Annotated in this window: 19 protein-coding genes; 17 read left to right on the top strand and 2 right to left on the bottom strand. The window is 34.8% G+C overall.

The window, feature by feature from the left end; genetic code table 11:
* Nucleotides 1-132 precede the first annotated feature (132 nt).
* From E2636_RS12895 to E2636_RS19210, 4 genes are all read left to right on the top strand, one after another.
* Complete coding sequence (locus E2636_RS12895; protein WP_134210560.1) at nt 133-387, top strand: AbrB/MazE/SpoVT family DNA-binding domain-containing protein; 255 nt, start codon at nt 133-135, stop codon at nt 385-387.
* Between the two features lie 10 nt (nt 388-397).
* Nucleotides 398-808, top strand: coding sequence for a type II toxin-antitoxin system death-on-curing family toxin (locus E2636_RS12890; protein ID WP_134210559.1), 411 nt, complete (start codon nt 398-400; stop codon nt 806-808).
* Nucleotides 809-1752: 944 nt separating this feature from the next.
* Nucleotides 1753-2031 (top strand): hypothetical protein, encoded by a 279-nt coding sequence (locus E2636_RS12885; protein ID WP_208324075.1) that lies wholly within the window; start codon nt 1753-1755, stop codon nt 2029-2031.
* Between the two features lie 265 nt (nt 2032-2296).
* Entirely contained in the window at nt 2297-2986 is a 690-nt protein-coding gene (locus E2636_RS19210) for a restriction endonuclease (RefSeq protein ID WP_208324073.1), read from the top strand.
* Between the two features lie 624 nt (nt 2987-3610).
* On the opposite strand, the gene E2636_RS12875 is transcribed toward E2636_RS19210, so the two are convergent.
* The gene (locus E2636_RS12875) at nt 3611-3892 is read right to left on the bottom strand and encodes a hypothetical protein (protein ID WP_134210558.1); all 282 of its coding nucleotides are present in this window, start codon (nt 3890-3892) and stop codon (nt 3611-3613) included.
* A 699-nt stretch (nt 3893-4591) separates the two neighbouring features.
* Between E2636_RS12875 and E2636_RS12870 the strand changes: the two genes are divergently transcribed.
* From E2636_RS12870 to E2636_RS12860, 3 genes are all read left to right on the top strand, one after another.
* The gene (locus E2636_RS12870) at nt 4592-5104 is read left to right on the top strand and encodes a hypothetical protein (RefSeq protein ID WP_134210557.1); all 513 of its coding nucleotides are present in this window, start codon (nt 4592-4594) and stop codon (nt 5102-5104) included.
* A gap of 708 nt (nt 5105-5812) precedes the next feature.
* Nucleotides 5813-6313 carry a competence protein ComK gene (locus E2636_RS12865; RefSeq protein WP_134210556.1) on the top strand — a complete coding sequence of 167 codons (501 nt, stop codon included), beginning with the start codon at nt 5813-5815 and terminating at the stop codon, nt 6311-6313.
* A gap of 382 nt (nt 6314-6695) precedes the next feature.
* The gene (locus E2636_RS12860; RefSeq protein WP_134210555.1) at nt 6696-7391 is read left to right on the top strand and encodes a hypothetical protein; all 696 of its coding nucleotides are present in this window, start codon (nt 6696-6698) and stop codon (nt 7389-7391) included.
* Nucleotides 7392-7559: 168 nt separating this feature from the next.
* Here the strand turns inward: E2636_RS12860 and E2636_RS12855 are convergent, their stop codons facing one another.
* A complete protein-coding gene (locus tag E2636_RS12855; protein ID WP_134210554.1) occupies nt 7560-8045 on the bottom strand; it encodes a sigma-70 family RNA polymerase sigma factor in 486 nt (161 codons plus the stop codon).
* A gap of 762 nt (nt 8046-8807) precedes the next feature.
* Between E2636_RS12855 and E2636_RS12850 the strand changes: the two genes are divergently transcribed.
* The 10 genes from E2636_RS12850 (at nt 8808) to E2636_RS12805 (ending at nt 23416) form a co-directional block, all read left to right on the top strand.
* Nucleotides 8808-9641: a glycerophosphodiester phosphodiesterase gene (locus E2636_RS12850; RefSeq protein WP_134210553.1), complete on the top strand. Its 834-nt coding sequence runs from the start codon at nt 8808-8810 to the stop codon at nt 9639-9641.
* Between the two features lie 652 nt (nt 9642-10293).
* Nucleotides 10294-10734, top strand: coding sequence for a cell wall hydrolase (locus tag E2636_RS12845; RefSeq protein ID WP_134210552.1), 441 nt, complete (start codon nt 10294-10296; stop codon nt 10732-10734).
* A 586-nt stretch (nt 10735-11320) separates the two neighbouring features.
* Nucleotides 11321-13126 carry a dihydroorotate dehydrogenase gene (locus E2636_RS12840; protein ID WP_134210551.1) on the top strand — a complete coding sequence of 602 codons (1806 nt, stop codon included), beginning with the start codon at nt 11321-11323 and terminating at the stop codon, nt 13124-13126.
* A gap of 1002 nt (nt 13127-14128) precedes the next feature.
* Nucleotides 14129-15052 carry a hypothetical protein gene (locus E2636_RS12835; protein WP_134210550.1) on the top strand — a complete coding sequence of 308 codons (924 nt, stop codon included), beginning with the start codon at nt 14129-14131 and terminating at the stop codon, nt 15050-15052.
* Nucleotides 15053-15055: 3 nt separating this feature from the next.
* Nucleotides 15056-15460, top strand: a complete 405-nt coding sequence (locus E2636_RS12830; RefSeq protein WP_134210549.1) for a hypothetical protein — start codon at nt 15056-15058, stop codon at nt 15458-15460.
* Nucleotides 15461-15799: 339 nt separating this feature from the next.
* A complete protein-coding gene (locus tag E2636_RS12825) occupies nt 15800-16120 on the top strand; it encodes a hypothetical protein (RefSeq protein WP_134210548.1) in 321 nt (106 codons plus the stop codon).
* A 67-nt stretch (nt 16121-16187) separates the two neighbouring features.
* Nucleotides 16188-16655: a sacsin N-terminal ATP-binding-like domain-containing protein gene (locus tag E2636_RS12820; RefSeq protein WP_134210547.1), complete on the top strand. Its 468-nt coding sequence runs from the start codon at nt 16188-16190 to the stop codon at nt 16653-16655.
* A gap of 75 nt (nt 16656-16730) precedes the next feature.
* Nucleotides 16731-18206 (top strand): protein NO VEIN domain-containing protein, encoded by a 1476-nt coding sequence (locus E2636_RS12815; protein WP_166669522.1) that lies wholly within the window; start codon nt 16731-16733, stop codon nt 18204-18206.
* A gap of 1365 nt (nt 18207-19571) precedes the next feature.
* A complete protein-coding gene (locus E2636_RS12810; RefSeq protein WP_166669521.1) occupies nt 19572-22826 on the top strand; it encodes a RecQ family ATP-dependent DNA helicase in 3255 nt (1084 codons plus the stop codon).
* Nucleotides 22814-23416, top strand: coding sequence for a hypothetical protein (locus tag E2636_RS12805; RefSeq protein ID WP_134210544.1), 603 nt, complete (start codon nt 22814-22816; stop codon nt 23414-23416). Before E2636_RS12810 ends, E2636_RS12805 begins: the two co-directional genes overlap by 13 nt.
* The last annotated feature ends 393 nt before the right edge of the window (nt 23417-23809 follow it).

Raw genomic sequence — 23809 nt, 5'->3', positions numbered from 1 at the left:
ACTTAAAGCCATCACCACTCTGATGCAAGCCTAATGGGTGGTGTCTTTTGTATAAATAGTTGAGAAACGAAATAGTCAGTATGGCACCAATCCCAATTCAAATAAGAAATGCTAGGAAATGAGTGTGAAACAATGGAAGACAATCAGCAATTTTTTCGTAAAGTAAATCAGATGGGGTATAGTTTATCCGTTGGCATACCGAAAGATTTGGCTGTGAGATTGAATTTGCAAAAAGGCGATGATTTGCAGCTCACTTTAAATAAAGAAACAGATGGAATTATGATGAAAAAAGTGATGAATATGGATATGAATCCAAATTTATTGAAATCGATGGACAGAGTGATGAATAAATACACCACCATGTTTGAGAATCTTAAAGACCGTTAAGGAGAATCGAATGGAAGCATATATACTAAAGACGCATGACATACTCATGCTACATGAATATGTCATGTCTGAAACCCATGATTCAAACAATGCTGGAGTAAAATTTCAAGGCAGCTTTTACTCGATGTTAGAAAGACCTCGAACGAAATTATTGGGACTAGAACAATTTCCAAGCATTGTTGAAAAAGCATGTGTGTACTTACATGCTATATCTACTGATCATATATTTAGTACCGGGAATCAGAAAACAGCTGCATATGTGTTTTTAACGTATTTAGATCTTCATGGATTGACCCTAAAGATGACCTCTAAAAAATTTGAAGAGTATGTGGTTGAATTACCTATTCATCAAAATTACAAAGGGGACGATGCCATTCAGAATATATGCCAAGACTTGCGGGAATTCATAGTGAAACACTAAACTATCTACCTGGAGTAAAATGTAAAATCTGATATAGACTTTATTAAAAACTGACCTAGAAAAAGAAAGTTGAAAATCGGGTACCTCTGTGAAAATCTATTCAGAAAATACACTACAATTGTATAAAGAAATCTATAAAAGCTGTAGGCAATAGGTTTCTTTAAATTGATTCTGAATAAATAACTAATTTTATAAATAGTCATAATTTAAGTGCCACTCGTACCAAATAAATCGGGAAATTTTGATAAACAATTATGAAGTGTCTCAATTTTTTGCTAATTATAAGCCGATCTTATCAGAAATAGTATCCCAGCATGGATGGCACCTAAAGGAAGAGCCATTACAGTGGTAAATCTTTTTAAAAATGTTTCGCCAGAGTTTGAGCTGTCGCCGTTTATGTATTCTTCCTGAATAGGATTTTGAAAGAAAACCCTATACATTTTTATAAATTCTAAACGCAAAAAAGCAGCTGAAAATACAATTTCAGCTGCTTTTATATTCTAAATCCCTAAAGCTTAATCCTCTTCAACAGGACTCTTCCTCTCCATAACAAACGATCTTGATTTATTAACTATCTTGCCAGTTTTATAGGGTGGTTCATAAACAATAACCTTAGTAACTAGAGGGTCCATAGCATGGATAAAGTCTTCGTGGACATAAGTAAAGTCTTCACGGTTTTAAAACCAATACAGAAAATCTAACAGCGGTCGAAGTACTTTCGGGCGCATGTTTTATGTGAAAATCACTTACCCTTTTTTCATTTCTTAATGCGGTTAAACAATGACAATTATTTGGTTGAAATTTCTTACATATATAGTCGGAATAGATTAAAATGAAGAGTGAGTTGTTTGTGTAAAAGCAAGAAGGAGAGTATTGTTTAATGAAGTTTAATATTCATATCATTATGGGGTTTAATCAAGATTCAATTGGACCAGCGACTTGAAATGAAGTTGTTTATATTTGTGATGGTTACGTTAAAGGAGTACATGCGTAAACACTTTACCTTTGTCGATCAACAATTTGTCGATTTAATCGATCACACCTTATTTATAGTATATTCCTATGAACCACCATATAAAAAAGGACAATTTCTTCGAGTAACAAAATTGTTTATTATGGAGAAGAAGGTGCCTAGTGAAGTTGTTAGGACTGTAGAATTAGTAATTCCAGCGATGCTAACATTCAGTTTAAGAATAAATTTTATTCGAATAAAACTTGGGTAGCATATACGCCATTAGATGTTGATCTCTTAAAGTAGGCGTTTAAGTCCAGCTCGCTCTAAGGAGTGAGTGCTCAACTAGTAAGTAAGCGATCTGATTACCTTTTTGGCTTTAGACTTACACTCTGAAAAAAGAGGACTAGGGCATTTCCACTTTTATAGATTTAGTTTCAGCGAGGATTAATAAAGAAGATTAAGACATATATCTTGAATAATCCAATGCGTTGAGAAATTTTTAACTATTACTAATACAGAAGAAGGTAATGAGATTGGAAAGATGTAAAAATCATGGATGCGTTCGTAATTTTCTCCCTTTAGTTAATAGCCCAAGTAAAGAATACTGTAATCAATGTTATCAATTCAGTAATAGACATAGAGGTGAAAGCCAAATAAAAAGAAAAAATAAGAATAAAGTCTGTAAAACATTTAGTTGTATTAGGGAGATTGTTATTAATCAGACGAGTGACAATTCAGAATACTGTCTTCAATGTTATACCTATATACAAGGAAACTATTTAAAAAAGGAAATTCACTCAATAAAAAAAGAGTGGCAAACACCAAATATTGATACTTTGATGGTAGAACTAGATAAAATGAGTGGAATAGAATTTGAATATTACTTAAAGGAATTTTTTCAAAAAAGAGATTATATGGTTGAACTTACGGCACTCAGTGGAGATCAGGGAGTTGACTTAATATTAATAAAACATAATAGAAGAATAGCAGTACAAGTTAAGAGGTACAGCCAAGATAGTAAATTAGGGAATAAGGCTATCCAAGAAGTTTATACTGGAATGCCATATTATGACTGTACTGAAGCGTATGTTATTACAACAACTGAATTTACCAATCAAGCTGTTACATTAGCAAGCAAAGTAGGAGTTAAGTTAATTGGAAGAAATAAGCTTCAGTTATTGGTAAGCACTGGTGAAATTAGAGAATTAGACCTTCACCTTTAATAAGCTTCTACTGATTTCGTTCTGTTTCAAAATTGAGTAAAATCGGGTACCTGTGTAAAAAACTATTCAGAAAATACACTACAATTGCATGGGAAATTTAATAAAAGCTGTAGGCAGTGGGTTTCTTGAAATTATTTATGAATAAATTTTCAATTCAATAAATAGTAATAATTTAAGCGGTTCCACCAGTAACAAATATATCGGGAAATTTTGATAAACAATTATGAAGTGTATCAATTTTTTGCTAATTATCAGCCGATCTTATCAGAAATAGTATCCAGCATGGGTGGCACCTAAAAAAACGGGTCCCAGGGACAGCACTCGAAAGAAATATGCAAGTGAAGGTTGAAGGCGAGTGACGGTCGCACACCCGCCGCAAAATTCTTTTTACTTCCTAGGCTATGATCCAGCAGGTTTGCCGTCCAAAGCGAACCTGTGAACCAGAGCCGATACAGTGGTAAATCTTATTGAAAATCTTTCGCCAGAGTTTGATCTGCCGCCGTTTATGTATTCTTCCTGAATAGGATTTTGAAAGAAAATCCTATCATTTTTATTAATTCTAAACGCAAAAAAAGCAGCCGAAAATACAATCTCAGCTGCTTTTTCATTCGTAATCCCTAAAGCTTAATCCTCTTCAACAGGACTCTTCCTCTCCATAACAAACGATCTTGATTTATTAACTATCTTGCCAGTTTTATAGGGTGGTTCATAAACAATAACCTTAGTAACTAGAGGGTCCATAGCATGGATAAAGTCTTCGTGGACATAGGTAAAGTCTTCACGTTTTTCTAGTACCTCAACGGTGTCATCACAAATATAAACAACTTTGTAATTTTCTTTTAACTTGTATGCAAGTCCAACTGAATCATCATTTAACCCCATTATTACATGAACATTAAATCTCATATATCAATTCGCTCCTTTGTCACATGTACTCTTACATGTCTCTTTTTATCATAATATATTCCACTCGTAAATGTAAGAACTTTCTGTTATTAATGAACGAATTAATTAAAAAATTCGCATCCAGGGAAAAGTATCAAGCTTTTATAGTGTTTGGAATCCTTCATTTAAAGAACGTGGAGAGATATTTTAAAGTTAGCTACGAACGGCAAGCGTTTTCGGCGATACTTATGATAGAGTGTTGTACCAATCTAGTAAACCAAAATCATAGAACCTTCATGTGCGTAACTTTAACCATGCTTGAGTATTCACCACGTGGGTATTCGGGTACCTATTAGGCTAAATAGATAGATGGCATAGTTAAAACGTAAAACCATTGTTTTCAATCACCAATCACAGAACTTCCGATACCCACCCCCACCAAATAGGAGGAGCTGATAACAATGGTACTCAGTAATTAATTATATTCAGAAGAAGGAAAAGCAAGTCAGTACTGTGGCGAGTGATTCTGCTAAGTTTGTATATACTGCGATGATATGCACGATTTATGGTGATATCCTACAGAGTTCATTTGAGTTGTTTTTACGGATTCTTGCCGAGTGGAAAGCCTATGTACTTACCTCTCTATGATAAAATTAAGTTACTAAGAATCAGGTATTACTGATTTATTCAGTAACAAGTAAAAAATAGGGAGATGCTAACTTGGAGAAAAAGCAGGCTATGATGGTAAGTAATTATTTAGAACGCTGGAATGAGTCTACTTCTACAACCTATGAATTGAATAAATTAGACACATTCAATGATACCTTAACGCAATTCCATCAATGGGCGAATGGAAAACCAATTATATCTGCCTTTGAAGTAGCTAAACTTGGACAAGATTCCTATTTTTTCTTATTCATCGATTGGCACCGAAATGACAACTATTATTTAGTCATTTATGCGCATGATAAATCAACAACCATTGCCGAGTTAAACCGGACAATAGACGAAGATGGTGCCACCTTACTTTCGTGGAAATACAACCCTTTAAAAAGGGATGGAAAAAATTACATTAGGAAATCATATTTTAAGCAAACCTTTGGCACTACTACGATGACAATTCCACTTCCCACTTCAATTTTAAACACTGAAACCTTTTTGGATCAAATATACAAGCTGTGTCATAATCGTATAAGGGCGGACCGGATAGTAGAAATTTTCGAACCTACATGATTTATCAATGGGTGCATGGCACTTCTGGTCTGCACATCACTGAAAAATGTGAAGGCACAAAGAACATGGAGAGATGTTTTAAAGTTAGCTACGAGCTGCCCGCATCTTCGGCGGCTTTTTTCTAAGCATTAAGTTTTCATTCTCTAGTAAGCTAAAATCAAAGATCTGTGCATGAGAAGCTTGTAGGCGAGTGACGGACGCACACCCGCCGCAAAATGTTTTATATTCCCCAGGTTATGAAGCAGCGGTTGTGCTGTCCAGAGCGAGCCGGAAATCTTCACGTGCCAAACTTTACCCTCGCATTTTATGTCGGGTGGCACTATTGTACCCAAAATGAACAGGTACCAAAAAGGGGGAAGGTGCCACCCGGAATCATCGCTATAAAATTAGCATACCGTATGTGAAAACTGCATCGCAAGTGCGTCTAAGGCTCAGCGAAATAATGAAAGACGGCCAAAATTCAATTTTGAAAGAACAATATCGGTGAAAATTGAAATTCGCCTGTTTTATGAGAGGAAATAGACCTAAAAAAGAAGTCCATAATTTTTTTAAAAAAATTGAGGAGAAGGAGCTGAGAGGTGGGTAATATTACCCCTTAGTGAGTGTCCTACCTATTTACCATAAAAAATCTATTATTCCAAATATTTAGTATGCAATTACTGGATTACTTGGTAGAATAGTCATAGGAGATCGAAAAGGAGAATTTTTTTGTTGCAGTGTGATTCGTACTTAATAAATCGAGATACATTGGCTTTGGACCCGGTTTTTGTTGATGGATACCGGACCCGGATTATAACGAAGAATGGTGAGTATCTTTCAAGAATGTCAATTTTATCCTTATTGGAAGAGTCGTGTATCCGTAATGCTTCTACTTTTGATGGTCGAATAAAGGCTATTCGTAAGTTAATGGAATATCCGCAAAAGACTCCCTTGCTGATTGATACGGAAGAAGAAGTGGCTGCATGCCCAACACTTTCGCATATACATCCGGAATGTGTTTGGATATTCAATCACCATTTTCATGTAAATGTGTTGAGTGGTAACACGTCGGAAGTAGTGTTTGACAATGGCATGTCTCTTCAAGTAAAAGTCTCTAAGCATGTTTTAAACAATCAACAACAAAGAATGTATTCGATGATGGAAGTGTACCGGTCGAAGCGCCGTAACATGATGATCTACGTAGAAAGGCCACGTACTTTACAAAAATAACATTGAGGATATTTGCTTAATTCCTGAAGTGAAAATGAATTAAATAAAAATATAAAGGTCTCCTACATTTATTACCTATATAGAAAATACAAAAGCGGCTGAAATTGCATCTTCAGCCGCTAATATTTTGTATACGGCGGAAATTCTTCTATCGTTTCCCAAAACGGTCTATTAACCCAGTTAGGTGAAAAAAACGTTCCCTTAGAAATGCTGATCATACACATGTTCGACAGGATATTGTTTCTTTACAAAAGAATATATATACCTTCTATAAGCTTGAATGTAAGCAGAATTCTGTATTAATTTCTCATATAAAAGCGCTCATTTGAGAAAGTTTCAGCCAAATTAGGAAAAGTTAGATTAATTTGTGTGGGGTGATGGGATGGAGATGTTGTCGGAAAAGCTATTAGGTGAAAGGTTCATTGTGTGGAGTCAATTTTTTGAAGAGACCGTTGCTGGTGACCGTATATTAATACGACCAGAGGCGAGGATTAAGCGTAGAGAAGGCACAAGTGCACTTAATTTTGAGAAACAACTCCGTGTAGATGCAGTCATCGTGATATTTAAACCAGGCAGTTGTAAGCCTACTTTAGATGTACATTCAGGAGAATGGACAGAATCGAAGCCGGATAAAACGCAGTTTCAGCTGATGCGATTGATGGAGCATATGGCATGGAATGACATGAAGATTGTGAATTTGTCGGATCTTTGTGAAGGGAACGAATTTTTAGGACTATTAAAAAGATGTGAATATGCAGGAATCGTGCATTCCCGATTTGTCAGTAATCCACAGTCTGAATGGTCTAACGTAATCTCTGGGGCTGACCGGTTACTCTATGGGTGGGGAAAAAAGAGTGAAGCCAAAGAACTTGCGGATGTATATGGCTTGTTGGATGTGGATGACATGTTAGCCACCCATGGCAAAAAGCCAATTGCAGTATGGGATCCTGTGAAGGGGTATCCGAAACATCCTTTTCCGTTTACTCCTAAGAAGTGCGAGGCTTGGCTGGATGACATGGTGGAGGTGTTAAATGATCAAGCATATGTCCAAAATAGTGAAAAAAGAGTATCTGTGTAAAAAAAATTCAGAATATACACTATATCGGTGGCACCTTTAGATGCTGAGCTGAATATATGCCGTTTGAAACTGTTTAGTAGCATAAATTGCAACAGAAACTAATTCTTTGACTGCAGTAAGAGTCAAATAATGCCCACCTAATTGATAGGTGGGCATTTTTCTCGTGTATTAATTTGTCATCATTTCTTTTAGTTTATCCAAAGTACGCTCTCTTCTTTTCTTGACGCAAGACTTCGAAACTCCTAAGTGAACGACTACCTCATCCAGCGAATACCCTTCGACAAACAACAAGTGAATCAGTTGTTGTTCATGCAGTTTTAACTGCGACAAAGCTTCTTTAACCTTCTCAGACCATTCGATGCAATTTGTGCGACTATGCTTATTGACCATCAGTTCAAGAATTTGGTCCTCTGCGGGAACCAGGCGATCATCTTTTGTTTCTTTTTTCAACTCATCTAGCAAACTTCCATAAATACTGCGGAAAGCAAAAGGCGTAAAATCCCCTTTTGTTTCATCAAATCGCAGCCAAGCTTTCCACAGCCCAATTCGCCCAACTTGAATAAACGACTCATGATTTTTGTAAATACGTAACTTCCGTAAACACGCATAAATCATAGGTTCGTACTGCTCCAACACTTCTTCAAAATTCGTCATTTTCCTACTGCCTTGCCAATGTGCACATCAGAGTTATTCCCAGGTAACAACAGTGTAGGAGAATCAAATAATTCAGTCCAATGGTGAAAATACACGTTTCCCCCAGAGAAACGTGTCGTATCCCTAGGGAAAACATGTCGTTTCTCTGGGGAAAATGTTAAAAAGGGACACAGAATCGGAAAATGATGAAAATTTTTAAAATGGGGGGATGAAGGGAAATAGATGATGGTAGGGATGTTCGATTAGTCAAAAAAAATAATCCATCTTTGGGTTTGGCTCAGAGGTACAGCTATGCATATTTTGGGGAGATTTAGGATGTTGTGGAAACAGTGCTTTTTATATGGCGGGACTTTGGTTGTATTCAGTGCCCTCTCTCTGATAGAACGATCCATTAAAAAAATACGAATTGTAATATGGGTAATTATTCTAATAATGTCTTAACACAGTATTCATACCCTCTTCATATTCAACAACTACACTAACAGAGCAAGTCAAATATGAGGAGGCCCTAAACGGATCAAACAGATTTGATGAAAAAAGCTCTTCCTATAGTCACCCTTTCATTTTTAGCAATCGGTAGAGTTGTTGGAACCATTGCAAAATTTCCATTACAGAAAAGACAAGGAATTCCTATAAAAGCAAGATGAAAGTAGGTTTTCTCAATTACCCTCTACATAAACACGGTGAAAATAACTATAGGAATGCTATGTTTAATTAACCAGTAGTAGCAATACAAACGTAATAGAATAGGAGATGATAATAGTGAATAAAAAAACATTATTGGGTACAGGATTATCATTACTAATTTTATTTAGTCCGTTAACACAGGCTTTTGCTGAAGAATCAACTGGAGAAGTAAGGAAAGTAGATAATATAGCCCATCGTGGTGCGGCAGGCTATGCGCCTGAAAATACGATGGCTGCTTTTGACAAAGCAATAGAAATGAAAGCAGACTATATCGAGATGGATATTCAAAGAACTAAAGATGGTGAATTAGTCATAATTCACGATACTTCAGTTGATAGAACAACAGATGGCAGTGGGTATGTAAGAGACTTAACTTTGAATGAACTGAGAAGTCTAGATGCAGGAAGCTGGAAGGGCACTGAATTTGCTGGAGAAAAAATCCCTACGTTTGACCAAGTTCTAGACAAATATCATGGGAAGATTGGTATTTTACTTGAATTAAAGGCTCCAGAACTCTATCCTGGCATTGAAGAAAGCATTGCTGAGGAATTAAAAGATCGCAATCTTGATAAACCGCAAAATCAAAAAATGATCCTTCAATCGTTTAACTTTGAATCTATGAAAAAAATGAACACCCTTCTACCGAATATTCCAATTGGAGTGCTGACATGGTCAAAAGCACATACAACACCACAAGCTTTAAAAGAGTTTAGTGCATACGCTGATTATTTTAATCCAAGTTACGGATTAATCAACGAAGACCTAGTCAATCTAGTACACTCACTAGGAATGAAAATACAATCATGGACAGTACGTAGTCAGGCATCTGCTGACTTTCTTCTGGAAATGAAAGTGGACGGTATTATTACGGACTATCCTGACTATGTTGACCCAAGAAAAGAAAAGTAATCAACTTGATAAATCCTTTTACCCAATTTAGAGATTCCTAGAACAGAAGTTGAAAAGAATACAAGTATATAATATTCTCAAAAATGCCGAAGCTTTTTCAAAGTTCGGCATTTTTCAATACATAGAATCGCAGACCATAGCCAGGCTGCTTCTTTAACGAACTCCCCCCACTGAATCATGCGCAGCGGAAGTCCTAGGTCGCCAAGCTTCACTGCGTTCTGCCAGGCACACCAACTAAAATCGTTGTCTGCCACCATTTATCTTTGGTCTGTAAAGTTTCAAGCCAGAGATTGCAAACTGTATAGTGTGGAAACCCTTCTTTAAAAAAACGCAGAATGATTCATTAAGTTAGCTATGAGATGCCGAAATTTTAACTTCTGCAGATTCTTTTCTATGAGGTAAGTGTCCATTCTTCTTACTATCTAGGCCATGATGCAGCAGTTCTGCCGTCCAAAGCGAGCCGGAAACCTTCATGTGCGTGACTTAACAACGCATCGTGACTTGTCCTCTTGAGTCGGGTGGCACTATTGTCGTCAAATTGCACAGGTACCAAAAGGGGGAAAGATGCCACCCATCACCTTGCAATGAAAAGCGCGAAAATAATTAGATTCTAATTAATGGCTTTTTTCATACTATATATAGGGGTGAATAAATGCCGAGAATAAAGTACCGAGATTCAGACGTTGAGTTAATGGCAAGGATGATGCGAGCAGAAGCCGAGGGTGAAGGTCAGCAAGGAATGTTATATGTTGGAAATGTAATTGTTAATCGTGCTAGATCTGATTGTTTAGACTTTAGGGATGTAAGAACAATTAGAGATGTCATTTTTCATATTCAAGGAGGAAATTATTCTTTTGAAGCTGTTCAAAAAGGTAATCTATTTTATCAGAGAGCGAGAGAAGTTGAAAAAAGATTAGCAAGACAGACTTTGGATTTTTGGGGAAAACATCCAGGGAAATACGCCCTTTGGTACTTTAATCCATATGGACCTTGCCCTCCAACATGGTACAATCAACCTTTTGCAGGTCAATTTAAACAACATTGTTTTTATGAACCAATTGGCGGAACATGTGATAGCGTTTATAGATATTGAAACAGGTGTAGGTGAAAACATCTTTAAAGTTAGCTACGAGCTGCCCTCATCTTCGGCGATACTAATTATAGAGTGTATGGTACCAATCTAGTAAACCAAAATCATGGAACTTTACACGTGAAGGTTGAAAGGCGAGCGACGGACGCACATCCACCGAAAATTGCCTATCTGAAATGAAACTAGCGATGTGACAACGTCACATCGCTAGTTTCCTATTCTCAAGGTTATGATGCAGTAGGTGTGCCGTCCAAAGTGAGCCGGAAACCTAGTCGATGCAATGTTAGAGATAACACTCTCGCTGTGCTCTCTTCAAGCCAGGGTCTTGCGTACTTGTGTAAGCCAAACATTGAGGGATACTTGGTGTCTTACATAGGTACGTGAAAGTGTGTGAAACCCTTCTTTCAAAGAACGTGATGGATACTTTAAAGATAGCTACGAGCTGCCGCATCTTCGGCGGCTTTTTTTCTGAGCAGTAAGTGACTATTCTCTAGTAAACCAAAGTGCCTGTACACACCAGAATTTGTGTTTCAATTAGGTGGAAAATGGTACAATACAGTCACTTAGACGTATTAGAGGAGCATCAAAAATGCCTGATTGGTCATACCATGTTTTATTTAAACCAATTTCAAAAAAGCTTCCTCCTCCTGTTTCAAGAGAGTTTATCCACAGCGGGATGACTAGAATCGCATCTCTTCCCGGTGGAGGACGCTTCATTAACTTTTTAGGTCGAGAGGAATCATCTGTTTTAGTGCAAAGAGAGATTCAAGACATCACGTTTCCAAATCCGGTCGGACTATCTGGTAAAATAGATCCTTTATTAACAGGATCTAAGGCATTTTCTAATCTAGGATTTGGTTTTATAGAAGTCGGTCCAGTAACGAAAAATAGTGTCACGGATGCTACCACTCCTTCCATTAACTATACTAAGCAAATGATTGAGTTCTCACCCCACTATGAATCCATTGGAATTGATCAAACACTTCAACAGCTTAAAAAGTGGAAACCAAAGCAACCGCTTTTGATTAGGTTAGCGGGAACGGTTGATGAACAAGTAGAAATGCTGGAGAAGTTAGACATGTACGCAGATGCATTTGTTGTACAATCGACTAGTTTCGAGAGATTTCACCACACATCAAATAAACCCATTTATTTGGCTGTACCTGTCAATCAAGTAGAAGAACTACCTATTGAACAAATTCAAACTAATTTTTCTGGTGTTGTCTTGGATGAACAATTAAACCAATCATCTGAAGAAAATCTGTCAAAATTACTAGACGGGGTTCAGTTTTTAAGAGCTCATCACTTTGAACTACCTATTCTTACGGTCGGCGGGATTAATGAACCGGCTGATGCATTGTCGTTACTGGGTGCCGGTGCGTCCCTTGTTTTGTTATCAGGTGGCTATGTTTTGTCAGGGCCAGGGCTAACTAAACGAATTAACGAAGCATTGCTTTCGGAAGTACAACCTGAATACCCAACAAATACAACCTGGATTTGGTATTGGTTATTTGGTTTGATGATTTTAACTGGTGGTTTTTTAGCGCTTCTTTTTAGCTTAACCTCGATCATTCTGCCATATGATGAGCAGTTTCTTGGAATGGAAAGGGATGAAATCCTGTTATTTAATGAGCGGATTTTATTCTTTATGGCACATGACCGAATGACACTCGCGGGCACCATGATTTCTGGTGGGATTGTTTATATGTCTTTAGCGAGATATGGGGTACGCAATGGCTTACTTTGGGCAAAACAAGCGATTGATTTGGCTGCCATCATTGGCTTTATGGGAATCTTTCTATTCATTGGGTATGGCTATTTTGATTGGCTCCACCTCATCTTCTGGCTCATACTTTTACCTTTTTATATAGTTGGTTTTATAAAGACAAGACATTTGAATGGAACCCCTTCGTCATTTAATACAAGAAATCACGTCAGTTGGAGACGCAGTTTATTTGGTCAACTTGCATTTGTTACCCTAGGGTTCTCGTTCATTCTTGGAGGTATCATTATTTCATTTGTAGGCGTTACGAAGATCTTTGTGCCAACTGATTTACTGTATATTTGTATGTCCCCAGAGATGCTTCATGCCTTTAATGAAAGGCTATTATCTGTCATAGCGCATGATCGCGCTGGTTTTGGGAGTGCTTTACTGAGTGTTGGGTTTTTAGTTCTTACGTTGTCTTTGTGGGGATTCCAACAAGGGAACAAATGGGTATGGTGGACGCTACTTATTGGTGGCCTCCCAGCTTTCGCAGCTGCCATATCGATTCATCTTTTAATTGGCTACACCACGTTTATCCATTTACTTCCTGCCTATTTTGCTTTAAGTCTATTTATTATTGGGCTGGTTACTACGTATCGCTTTTTCCATATGAGGGAAGTTGACTTGTGAGGTTGGAGGAATTGGGTATATCTCCAGCTAGGAGTTGGGTGGCACTGTTGTATCCAAAATGCACAGGTACCAAACAGGGAAAAGGTGCCACCCATGGTAGTCACTAAGTAAAAATGCAATTACAACTGAAGAAAATAAAAAAAGTGGAGGGACTAATCCTCCACTTTTTGTTTGCCATCATTTTATTAACTTCTATCCGTCAATAGAAGTTATTTTAATACAAAATTACTATTTTTTCTAATATAGTGGTAATAGTCTGAATATTCCCTAATTATAACTTACTAACATGGTAAGTAAATATAATTATAGGAGAAATTATGTGTAGAAGAACCGCTTATTGGCTATTCCTTTGTCACTAGTAATGTTAACACTTATCTATGCATCAGCAAGCACAGCAGCACCCGTTACCGCCCATGTACAATCCTAACTAGAAAAAGATAATGCTAAGTTAGATAGCATTACGGCGATGAATCCAGCAGAAGAAAAGAAGGATTAAAGGTGGTATTGTTAAATTCGATGATAACAAAGAACCTATCGTTATTAACTTTGACGCTGGTAGTAAAATTGAATATTATCCAAAATACAAAGGTACCAAAAGGGGAAAAGGTGCCACCCGTTTCCTCAACCAAGGTTACCTAACCTGAGAATCCTTTTATAATTACTGTCACCTCCAATATTAAAATTACAATAATGTGTAATTTTAATATTGGAGGTTTTTACTATGTTTAAATACAGTAAGCTCTAGGATTGTACGACTAAAACCTTAGTAATCACATTATTACTTATAAGCCAAGATGTCGTTTTTTGTCGACAATATTGTAGAGATTAAATGATTCATATGTCGTATGATAAAAGTAATAAATATAAACAGTAAATGGTAAAAATGAAGAGTTTATGTAACTTTCAACTAGTATATTTTTATTAGAGAATAGTTGCAAATATTCTTTGGTACAAAAGGTTCTACTTAACAATTACTGCTTTATCTATCTCAGGGGGAAGCAAATGTTTAATAATATTATTACTCTAGGGGCATCAGGTAGAATTGAAAGAAAAGTAGAAGATTATGATGAGTTAGTTGATGATTATGGACAATTAAACGAAAAAGTGAAAAATAAAACTGATTTGCTTAACAAGGATTTAGAAAAATTAATTGTTGAAAAAGTAAATTCAATCAGAGTCTTAAAAAAAATTTCACACATAATTGAGACAATTCAAATTAAGGATCGTAATTTAGCTGATAAAGGTTTACTTGAGATTAATGAAAGAGTAGATTTTCAACAAATCTACTCAACTTTAACTGCAGGGGAAATGGCTATTAATACAACAAAAGGTATATCAACTGGTATAGGTACTGCACTAGGATCATGGGCTCTAGTATCAAGTTTTGGAGCGGCTACCACAGGAGCAACTATTGCAACTCTATCAGGTGCCGCTGCTACCAATGCGACACTCGCTTGGTTTGGTGGTGGAGCACTTGCAGCAGGGGGAGGAGGAATGGCTTTAGGGACTACTGTTCTTGGCGGTCTAGTAGCAGTACCTGCATTAGTAGCTTATGGTGCTTTTAGCCATGTGAAAGCTGGGAAGAAAATAAAAGAAATTGAACTAGAGATGAATATTATTTTAAAATCTATAGATCAGATGGAAGAGCAAGTCCTTTCAATGGAGCTTATGGCTGAGCGAGCTAAAGAATTGAAGTTTGCACTAGAAAAATCTAGAGAGGTTTTTAATCATGAAGTAACAAAGATAAATAAAGTGTTGTTTCCATATAAATTTCTGTCAAAATGGATAAAACTAATTCGGAAAAAAGTTTTTAAAAGGAGTTATTATACCAAAAAAGATATAGAAAATATACAGTATATTGGAAACCTCGCTACAAGTTTTTCAATTTTAATCGATACGACAATAGTGAATCTAAAGGGGGAATAATTAGTGGGAAATACAAATGTACTAGCTTTGCAAAGAATTCAGGAAGTAGTAAAAATTTTACCTAAACAAGATATTTTAAGCTTCTTCAAAGTTGTTGGCGAAGCATATAGAGAACATCAAGTTACGGAACGAGAAATTGCACAAATACAAATGCAACGAGAAATTGCATTAAGAGAAATTGAACTTAAATATGATTTATACAGAAGCATTTTTGAACACATATTTAGAGAACGAAGAGATGCAATTGATAAAACTTTTGAATTAATTGATAAAGGAATGAATGAGAACAATCAAGAGTTAATTGCTTCCGGTATGCATCATTTAAGTTCCATCGTTAGAACAAGCCCATTTAACGACATTGATCAATTGAGAACTTCACTAGAGTCGAATAGTGTCATTGAAATCTAATGTGGGTTAATAATTCGCGTCCCTGGGGCAGCACTCGAGCGAAGTTGTTGTATGCGAACACATATGACGGAGAATAATGAAAATATAAAGTGGACGAAGTTGCATCTTCAAGGGAAAGAGACGATAAAGTGACTTGGTCACTTTATCGTCTCTTTCAATTTTGAATCCTTGGAACTAATGAGTAGAAATCGGGTATATCCATGTTCTCCACATTAACATTTTTTGGAGAGGGAACGATTAAGAACTAGCAAAAGAATATAAAAAGATAAAAATTGGTATATTTAATATATGACTATGTTACTATTTTACAGAATACCAAAACATTTTAGGGGGAATAACATGTCAGAAAGAATATTAATTGATAAACTAGAAAATCTTGAAACTAAACATGGTGTTGAAATTAATGTAAATGCATTTCTTGAGTATAATGATTATAATGAAAACTTTGAAGCAAAGGTAATTGGGGAAGTATTCGGGGAAATCGAATACGATATTAAAATTATCATTAGTGCTTATAACAATATTGGAGAAATAATTGGAACAGAATATACAACAATAGAGGAAGAAAACTTTGAAGGTATTCAACCTTTTTCAGAGACTATTGATGCCCCAAAAGGCGAAGTAATTTCTAAACTAAGAATTTATCCACAAAAATATTAAATAAAATCAAAACGGGGTCTCTTCATAACTATATGAGGAGATTTCTTATTATATTGAGGTGAAAAAAATGATTTTAATTGATGAATTGCAAAAACAATTTTTTCTTGAAGCTAAAAATTCGCCTATTCTTCTTTCAGATTTGGCAAGTATGGAAACCTATATTGCTGAAAGTTATCAAGAACGTTCAATTATTGAGCTTCTGCAAAATGCAGATGATGCATTATCAAGTAGGTTTCTTATAAAGAAAATTAATAACACGATTATAGTTGCAAATGACGGAAGGGAATTTTCAGAAGAAGATATTTTAGCTGTTTGTAGAAGTGGTGCTTCCACAAAAAAAAGGGGAGGTACAACTATAGGTTATAGAGGTATAGGATTTAAATCCGTAGTCAATTTGGCCGATAGAGTACATATCCTTAGTAAAAATATTGGACTTACTTTTTCTAGAGAATTAACCAATAAATTACTTGAAGAGCAAATAAAAGTCCCGTTAATTCGAATTCCCCACAAGTATAGTCCTTTAAAAGATTATTAATACTTTGATTCCAGTTCATTGTTATTTCTGAAAAAAATTAAACAACTTGAATTTGATACAAATATTGAAAAGTTAATGAGTGTTAAAAGGAAGTTAAACGGTGACCAAGAATTATTGACCGTTACGGAGGACGGTATTAAAGAAAACTGGCTTGTTTGCCGAGGAGAAAATAGCAAGATAGAGGCAATAGCATTTTTATTAGATGAGAATATGAAAATTGTAGCAGTTGATGCTTCAAGGTCAGTAGCACATTCCTTTATGCCCACAAAAGATAATGTGGGGTTACCTATAAAGGTCAATGGTGATTTTTCTACAGACCCATCAAGAACTAAAATTGTATACGATGATGCAACATTCAACTCCATTGAAGATTGCTGTGAATTAATGGTGAAAACAATAAAGAGTCAATTTAGTAAACAAGAATTTCAAGGGATATTTAATATTCTATCAGATAAAAATGAAAGTGTTTATTCAAAGTTTTCACAAACACAAAAATTCAAAGAATATTTTATCAGTAAATTTAAATCAAGTTTAAATGATAATCAATGGTTTATTAATGATGATGGTAAATCATATTCAACTAGTGAGTTAAAATTGAATCCTTCGTGGCTAAATAAAGAAGACTTTTTATCTATCATGAAAGATACAAAATATTCTCCTATTGATAAAAATTATGAAAGTCGGTTTCCTGGCTTATTAAAGTTCGCAGAGAGTTATGGGGCAGAACAACTAACTTTAGAGGAAGTTTTAGATGGTTCAAAAAATTATTCTCCCACCTTAATCGGGGGAGTAGAAATATTAGCAGAAAGTATTAGGAAATATCGATTTCAATTAAATCTAGATGTAAAAGAATTATTGAAGAGTGCTAAATTTTTGTGTTTTGAAAGTAAAGGATTTCTCTCAATAAATCAGCTTAATGGTTCAGAAACTATTGATAGCATATTTCTGGAAAAACTAAATATTAAAATAAATGATAAGAATGATTTAGAATACTTTGTAAAAAATTTAGGGATACCTATGAATATTAATCTACTAGAAGATATAAAAGTAATTCATGAAATAATGATAGAAGAAAGTAATAGTCTTAATAAGGCTATTTCTACATTCAATACTAATCAAAATGTTATTAGTAATGACAAGTTTAAAGATAATGTCACTAAATATAGTAATTCACTGAAAAAATGGAGAAGTGTAGAGACGAATTTAGCAGCATTTCTGGAGAGAGAAGATAGTGTAGACAGAGTTCAAGATGTTAGTAAAAGTAATTTAGGCTATGATTTAGAAGTATATAGGGGTAGTAATATAGAATATATTGAAATAAAGAGTGTCGATAGTATGGGTGCTCCTATATCAATGACTAATAACGAATATTCAACTGCAAATGAATTAAAAGAAAAGTATATCCTAGCCATTGCAAAACAAACAACCGATAGTTTAGAAGTTTGCTATGTAAAAAATCCTCTTTATAATGTTAACTTAACTAAACGAGTAACACGTTGGGATTGGGTATGTGATGAGTATACGGGGGCAATCAGTTATTATGATTTTTAAGTCACTTTACATTTGTAGTTGTCTGTTTTTTCTTAACATTTAAAAGCTAGACTTCATGGCTCTCTAAGTGTAAAACATTAGTAAATCTGGTACCTTTGTAAAAAAAGTTTTCTTTGTCGGAGTGTCGCTGGGGCAGCACTCGAGCGAAGTGGTTGTATACGAACACATAATTATAAAGTAGACGAAGTTGCATCTTCAAGGGAAAGGGACGATCAAGTGACTAGGTCACTTGACCGTCTCTTTTAATTTTGAATCCATGGAACTAATGAGTAGAAATCAGGTATGACCATGTTCTCCAATGTGGATTTTCCTCATTCATTTGTCGATAAGTGAGGCTAGGTGATAACCCATCTTTGGGTTTGTAGCATTTTGGGGAGATTTAAGATGTTGTGTGGAAACGTTGCTTCCATATGGTGGGACTCTGGTTGTATTCGTTAAAGAAAAATAGTTCTAAACCGAAGTGATAAAAAGGTGGCATGGCTAGCCGATTATAATATTATGAAACGAGGATATTAATCCATATCATGGAACAGCGGTGAGAACAAGATAACATAAAATTTTTTAAAAAATCATAATGTCTTACGAAAGACAATTATAATTTTACTCCTTTTAATTCACAGAGAGAAGTTGTTATAAGCGAACACATATGAAGGGAAATAATGAAATTATTAAGTGGACGAAAGTCAAGAGAAAGAGACAATTAAGTGACTTGGTCGCTTAGTTGTCTCTTTCAATTTTGAATACACGGAACAAATAATTAGAGAATAAGTTTGTCAATGTTCTCCACAGCTATTCCAACATCCTTCGACATACTCATACCGTAATAGCGACAATGTCACTCTACTACGTTCCATCTCTCGGTGAATGTACTCGCAGTCTGGAAGCTTTCGGGCAGGCAGAAGAGAGAATTCCATTCCAAGTAGTAAGAGACTTTGATCGAATGGACGATGTAGACCAATTGTTCCGCCTGTGTTTAAATGTGAACAATGTGGGGCTTATATGTATCCGAAGTCATACAAAGGAATACATGGAATGGTGTGTAAAATATTGGGATTAAAATAAAGAAAGGACTGTGCATTACTTTTTTCAGTTTTTTTATTGGAAAAAATTTCTTTTTAGTATATTTTATCATGGTATAATTTACTTATATGCTAATGTTCACAGAAATAAAATTTTTCATTTTGAGAAGGATATAAAGTGAAGAAATGAGTAAAAACAAGTAGTGAAAAATAAATAGTTTAATAATTAGAATCTTTCATAGTAGGTTAAAGAATAGAAGATGGGATACTAGGTTCAAAATAAAGAACACGTATACATAATTCATATCCATTGTTTTTACAACAAATAATTTAAAGGATGTTTCTGATGCTTCAATATAATACCGGTTACGCGAAGGTCAATAACCATTTTGTGATTAAAAATGTATCTCACAAGTCTTCTAAGACTTCGGATAATCCTATTCTTTCAATAATTCAAAACTTTATTGTTCGAGGAAATCCAACAATTGCAACACCATTTTTACGTGAAAAACTTCATTTAAAACGATCTTATCTACATGAAATGGCTGATGTCCGGTTTATTCAAAATTCACCAACAGATTGGAGTCATTCAATTCGGGGAGATGATGTGAATCAGTTTTATCCTGCTTTAACGCTTTATAAAGAATTACGTCAAATATATAATAAAAAAGGATTTTTAGTAGATTTATTTATTGCAGAATGTCCACTCACTCATATTATTCCAGATAGTAATTTTGAAAAGCAACAAGTAGATTTCTATAGTCCGCTGCTAAAACTAGTTATAGAAGTGGATGGTATTAATCATGAAGATAGACATCAACAAAAGCTAGATCAAGTAAGGGACAAGTTTTTAAGTAAATATGGAGTCACTGTAATTCGGATTTCAACTGCGCAAATTAAAAATAAAGATTATAGAAATCTTACCATTAAGCTACGAGAAAACTATTATACACACGAATCGAAAATTAAATTATTCGAAAAGTATTTGGAAAATCCATCTTCATATCAATTGCACTATCAGTTAACCGAAATTTACCGCTTTCAAATGTTGATTATAGAATTAGTCAAAGGTGAGCAACTTCAATTTAGCGATAAACAGTGGGATTTTGCAGTAAGTACTCAGCAGCAGGCTCAATCACTTCAACTCGCTTTGGAGGATTTAAATAAATGGTTAGAGGTCGTTGGGAAACTGTTTAATGATTCCATTGCACTCCCTAAAATATATGTCCATTCTTCAATGAAAAAAGAATACATTTGTATAGACAACTTAGTTGGGAAATATTGGGATGATACATTAAATGATCCCTCTATCATTTATATAAGAGACGATTATTTTGAAGAAAATAATTATCGTACTATGAATACAGGATACATCGTGAATTATTCAATAAAAGAAGACCAACATTTGTCGTCACTTCAATATTTATTAAATGTGCTTTATGGATTCAACACATTTAATGCAGGACAAACTGATATTATTATTAATACATTAAATCGAAATGACACCGTAGGATTTTTACCAACTGGAGGTGGTAAATCCTTAACGTATCAAATCTGCACTTTTTTACAGCCAGCTATCAGTTTTGTTGTTGCACCAATAAAATCATTAATGGTTGATCAAGTTAGAAGTTTAAATGATAAACACTTTGTCGATTGTATCGATTATATTAACGGAGATTTGCCACCTCAAATTGCATCAGATAATTTAAAAGGATTTACAGAGGGAAAATTTTTATTTTTAGTTATTTCGCCGGAAAGGTTTCAACAACAGGAATTTCGCAATCGAATTCAGATGATACAAGCAAATAAACAATTTGCATATGCTGTGATCGATGAAGCTCATTGCCTATCCGAGTGGGGACATGATTTTCGGACATCTTATTTAGCGTTGGCTCGAACTATAAGAAGATATGCGCCAACCGCAACATTTTTAGCATTAACCGCTACAGCCTCATCAAAAGTATTACAAGATATCCGTAATGAATTAGATATTTCTAGCCAAAATGTAAAAACTATCTCAGACTTTACAAGAAAAGAATTACATTTTCATGTAGTTGAGGCTACCAGGGTTGAGAAACAAGATAAGTTAGCTGAGATAGTAAATGAAAATAAAAAACCTTATCCTCTAATTATTTTTACACAGACAGCAGGTGGTCATAGCGGATGTTTTAAGATAAGTAATCAGCTGAGAAATCAATTGGGCTTAAAAACGGCTTTTTATAGTGGGAGCAAACCAAAGGACTTCGAAACGCAAGACTTTGCAAAATATAAAGACAACGTTCAAAGTTCATTTATGAATAATGAATTAGATGTATTAGTTGCTACAAAGGCTTTCGGTATGGGGATTGACAAGTCGGATGTTCGTTCTATTATTCATTACGGTATTCCTTCTTCTCTAGAATCATATTATCAAGAGGCAGGTAGAGCGGGTAGGGATCGTTCTGATTCTGATTGTTATATTTTATTTACAAAAGACGGTTTATCGGATAATCAAAGAAATATTTTATTTGGATTAAATACGAAGTTAGATGAAATAGAAAAAACAACAAGAGTTTTACAAGGCGATTTAAATAGTATCATGTTTTTAATGAAAAAAGGATTAAAGGATGTTGATGAAGAAACTGCAATAGTCAGTGATTTCTATTTTAATTATCTGAGAGACAATGGGGTAGTGCACATCCCAAAACAGAGTGATAATGAAAAAATAGTATACAGGCTGGCACTTCTGGGACTTGTAGATGATTGGGTAATAGAATGGAAGACGAATACAATTATTGTTAATCTAAATGAATATGATGAGGACAATATTAAGGATAGTGTTTTTAAACATATTCAAAAATATGAGTCTACTTTTACAGAATCAGCTATATACAACAATATGGAGTTGCTAGATTATTTAAAGGTTTATGAAAGCCATTCTGTTTCACCTTTATATAAGTATGCTTATATTTTACTTAAATGGTATAACGATAATGTTATATACTCTCGTAAACAATCACTTAAAAATATGTTTAATTACGTACTACAGTTTGAAGATTCAGATGACTTTCAACATAAATTAGAAACTTATTTTAAACGTAATGACGATGTGTATTTATTAGAAAAAACAGTTGCCATTCCTCATAATTTAAATAATTGGTGGAAAATCTATTATGTGGACACAAACGATAAGACAGTACCCAAAAATGATAATGAGATAAAAGATTTATCTATTACATTAAGTCGATTTCTAGAAAGTTATAAAAATGATCCAGCTTTAAATTTAATAGAAGGAATTACTACTTTAGTTAGTAGCGGCTCTTTAACTCAAGAATCTAAACAGCGTTTAATTCACTCTATTAAACATATCACTACATTAGAAGATGGCCTTCGTAAAGAATTATTGTTATCCATTGTAGATGTAGCAAATGAATTTTTAATGCAGGAAGAAAAATTGATATTGAGCAAAATATTGATTACTAATGGTTATAATTCAATAGAAGATAAAAAAATTGTCAATAAATCTTTTGAAGATAAATTTTCTTATGGCGAACTTGTAAAACATGTAAGTTCTAAAATTAAAGAAGTAAGAATAGGTGGTGAATATCCGTGGGACAATTAGAGAACATTGATAAATTAGAGTCATATATTGATGAATTAGGAACTGAAATTAAACATGTCAAGAAAGCATCAACATATTTGAGAGAGATTGAGGCTCAACATTTGTTGGTGGAGAAGCAGCTAGAACGAGTAAAGCAGACAACAGATGCGCTTGAAATAATCCAATCGCATTTTACTGAAAAATCTAAGGAATTTGAAACTCAATTAAAGAAAAATGAAAATAGATTTAAAGAGTTGAGTTCTACAGTTGTAAGTTCTTTTTCTGAGACTGAGCATTACTTAAAAGAACAAATTGGGGTCATTAAGAATGTGTCATCTAAAGTTGGTAAAGATGTTTGGGATCTTCAATCAAAAACTAATTTACTTGAACAACAAGTAGTATCAATGTCTTCTACGGTATCTACAGTAAATAATTCAGTAATCGAGTTGCAACGGAACATCAATCAACTTGTGCAAAGAAATTTGGAATTGAAAGAAACGGTTCAACAAACGAATGAAAATCAGAATCAGTCAGTAAAACGAATAGAGAAAATCTCTATGGTTATGACAAGTATTCTTTTAATAGCAATTATTTTAATAAGAATTGTGTAATCCTTAAAAAATCATGTAACTAAATCGAATCTTGGGTTATGGTGAAGCGGGTTTGCGGTCCATAGCGAGCTGGAAACCTAGTCAATCTTTCACTTTCTTGTTCGAGATATTCTCCGCTGCGCTCGTTTCAAGCCAGGATTTTTGCATACCTGTGTAAGCGAAAATTGAGGGTCATTGGTGTCTAACACAGGTACCGGAAAGTGAGTAAAACCCTTCTTTCAAAGACCGTAGATGGATTCTTTAAAGTTAGCTACAAGCTGCCGAAATTTTATCTTCGGCGGCTTCTTTTCTAGGCAGTAAGTGTCTATTCTCTAGTAAACCAAAATCAAAGACCTGTGCAAGGGAAAATTGTAGGCGAGCGACGGACGCACATCCACCGCAAGATTGCCTTCA

The sequence above is a fragment of the Paenisporosarcina antarctica genome (assembly GCF_004367585.1).
Lineage (GTDB): Bacteria > Bacillota > Bacilli > Bacillales_A > Planococcaceae > Paenisporosarcina > Paenisporosarcina antarctica.
The sequence above is the reverse complement of the archived record's forward strand: the minus strand, read 5'-3'. Positions and strand labels throughout refer to the sequence as shown.

Coding starts and splice junctions, on each gene's coding strand:
- E2636_RS12845 (WP_134210552.1), top strand. CDS start 10,294: ATGCCGAGAATAAAGTACCGAGATTCAGACGTTGAGTTAATGGCAAGG.
- E2636_RS12860 (WP_134210555.1), top strand. CDS start 6,696: ATGGAGATGTTGTCGGAAAAGCTATTAGGTGAAAGGTTCATTGTGTGG.
- E2636_RS12810 (WP_166669521.1), top strand. CDS start 19,572: ATGCTTCAATATAATACCGGTTACGCGAAGGTCAATAACCATTTTGTG.
- E2636_RS12890 (WP_134210559.1), top strand. CDS start 398: ATGGAAGCATATATACTAAAGACGCATGACATACTCATGCTACATGAA.
- E2636_RS12885 (WP_208324075.1), top strand. CDS start 1,753: ATGAAGTTGTTTATATTTGTGATGGTTACGTTAAAGGAGTACATGCGT.
- E2636_RS12835 (WP_134210550.1), top strand. CDS start 14,129: ATGTTTAATAATATTATTACTCTAGGGGCATCAGGTAGAATTGAAAGA.
- E2636_RS12840 (WP_134210551.1), top strand. CDS start 11,321: ATGCCTGATTGGTCATACCATGTTTTATTTAAACCAATTTCAAAAAAG.
- E2636_RS12875 (WP_134210558.1), bottom strand. CDS start 3,892: ATGAGATTTAATGTTCATGTAATAATGGGGTTAAATGATGATTCAGTT.
- E2636_RS12855 (WP_134210554.1), bottom strand. CDS start 8,045: ATGACGAATTTTGAAGAAGTGTTGGAGCAGTACGAACCTATGATTTAT.
- E2636_RS12895 (WP_134210560.1), top strand. CDS start 133: ATGGAAGACAATCAGCAATTTTTTCGTAAAGTAAATCAGATGGGGTAT.
- E2636_RS12820 (WP_134210547.1), top strand. CDS start 16,188: ATGATTTTAATTGATGAATTGCAAAAACAATTTTTTCTTGAAGCTAAA.
- E2636_RS12815 (WP_166669522.1), top strand. CDS start 16,731: ATGAGTGTTAAAAGGAAGTTAAACGGTGACCAAGAATTATTGACCGTT.
- E2636_RS12825 (WP_134210548.1), top strand. CDS start 15,800: ATGTCAGAAAGAATATTAATTGATAAACTAGAAAATCTTGAAACTAAA.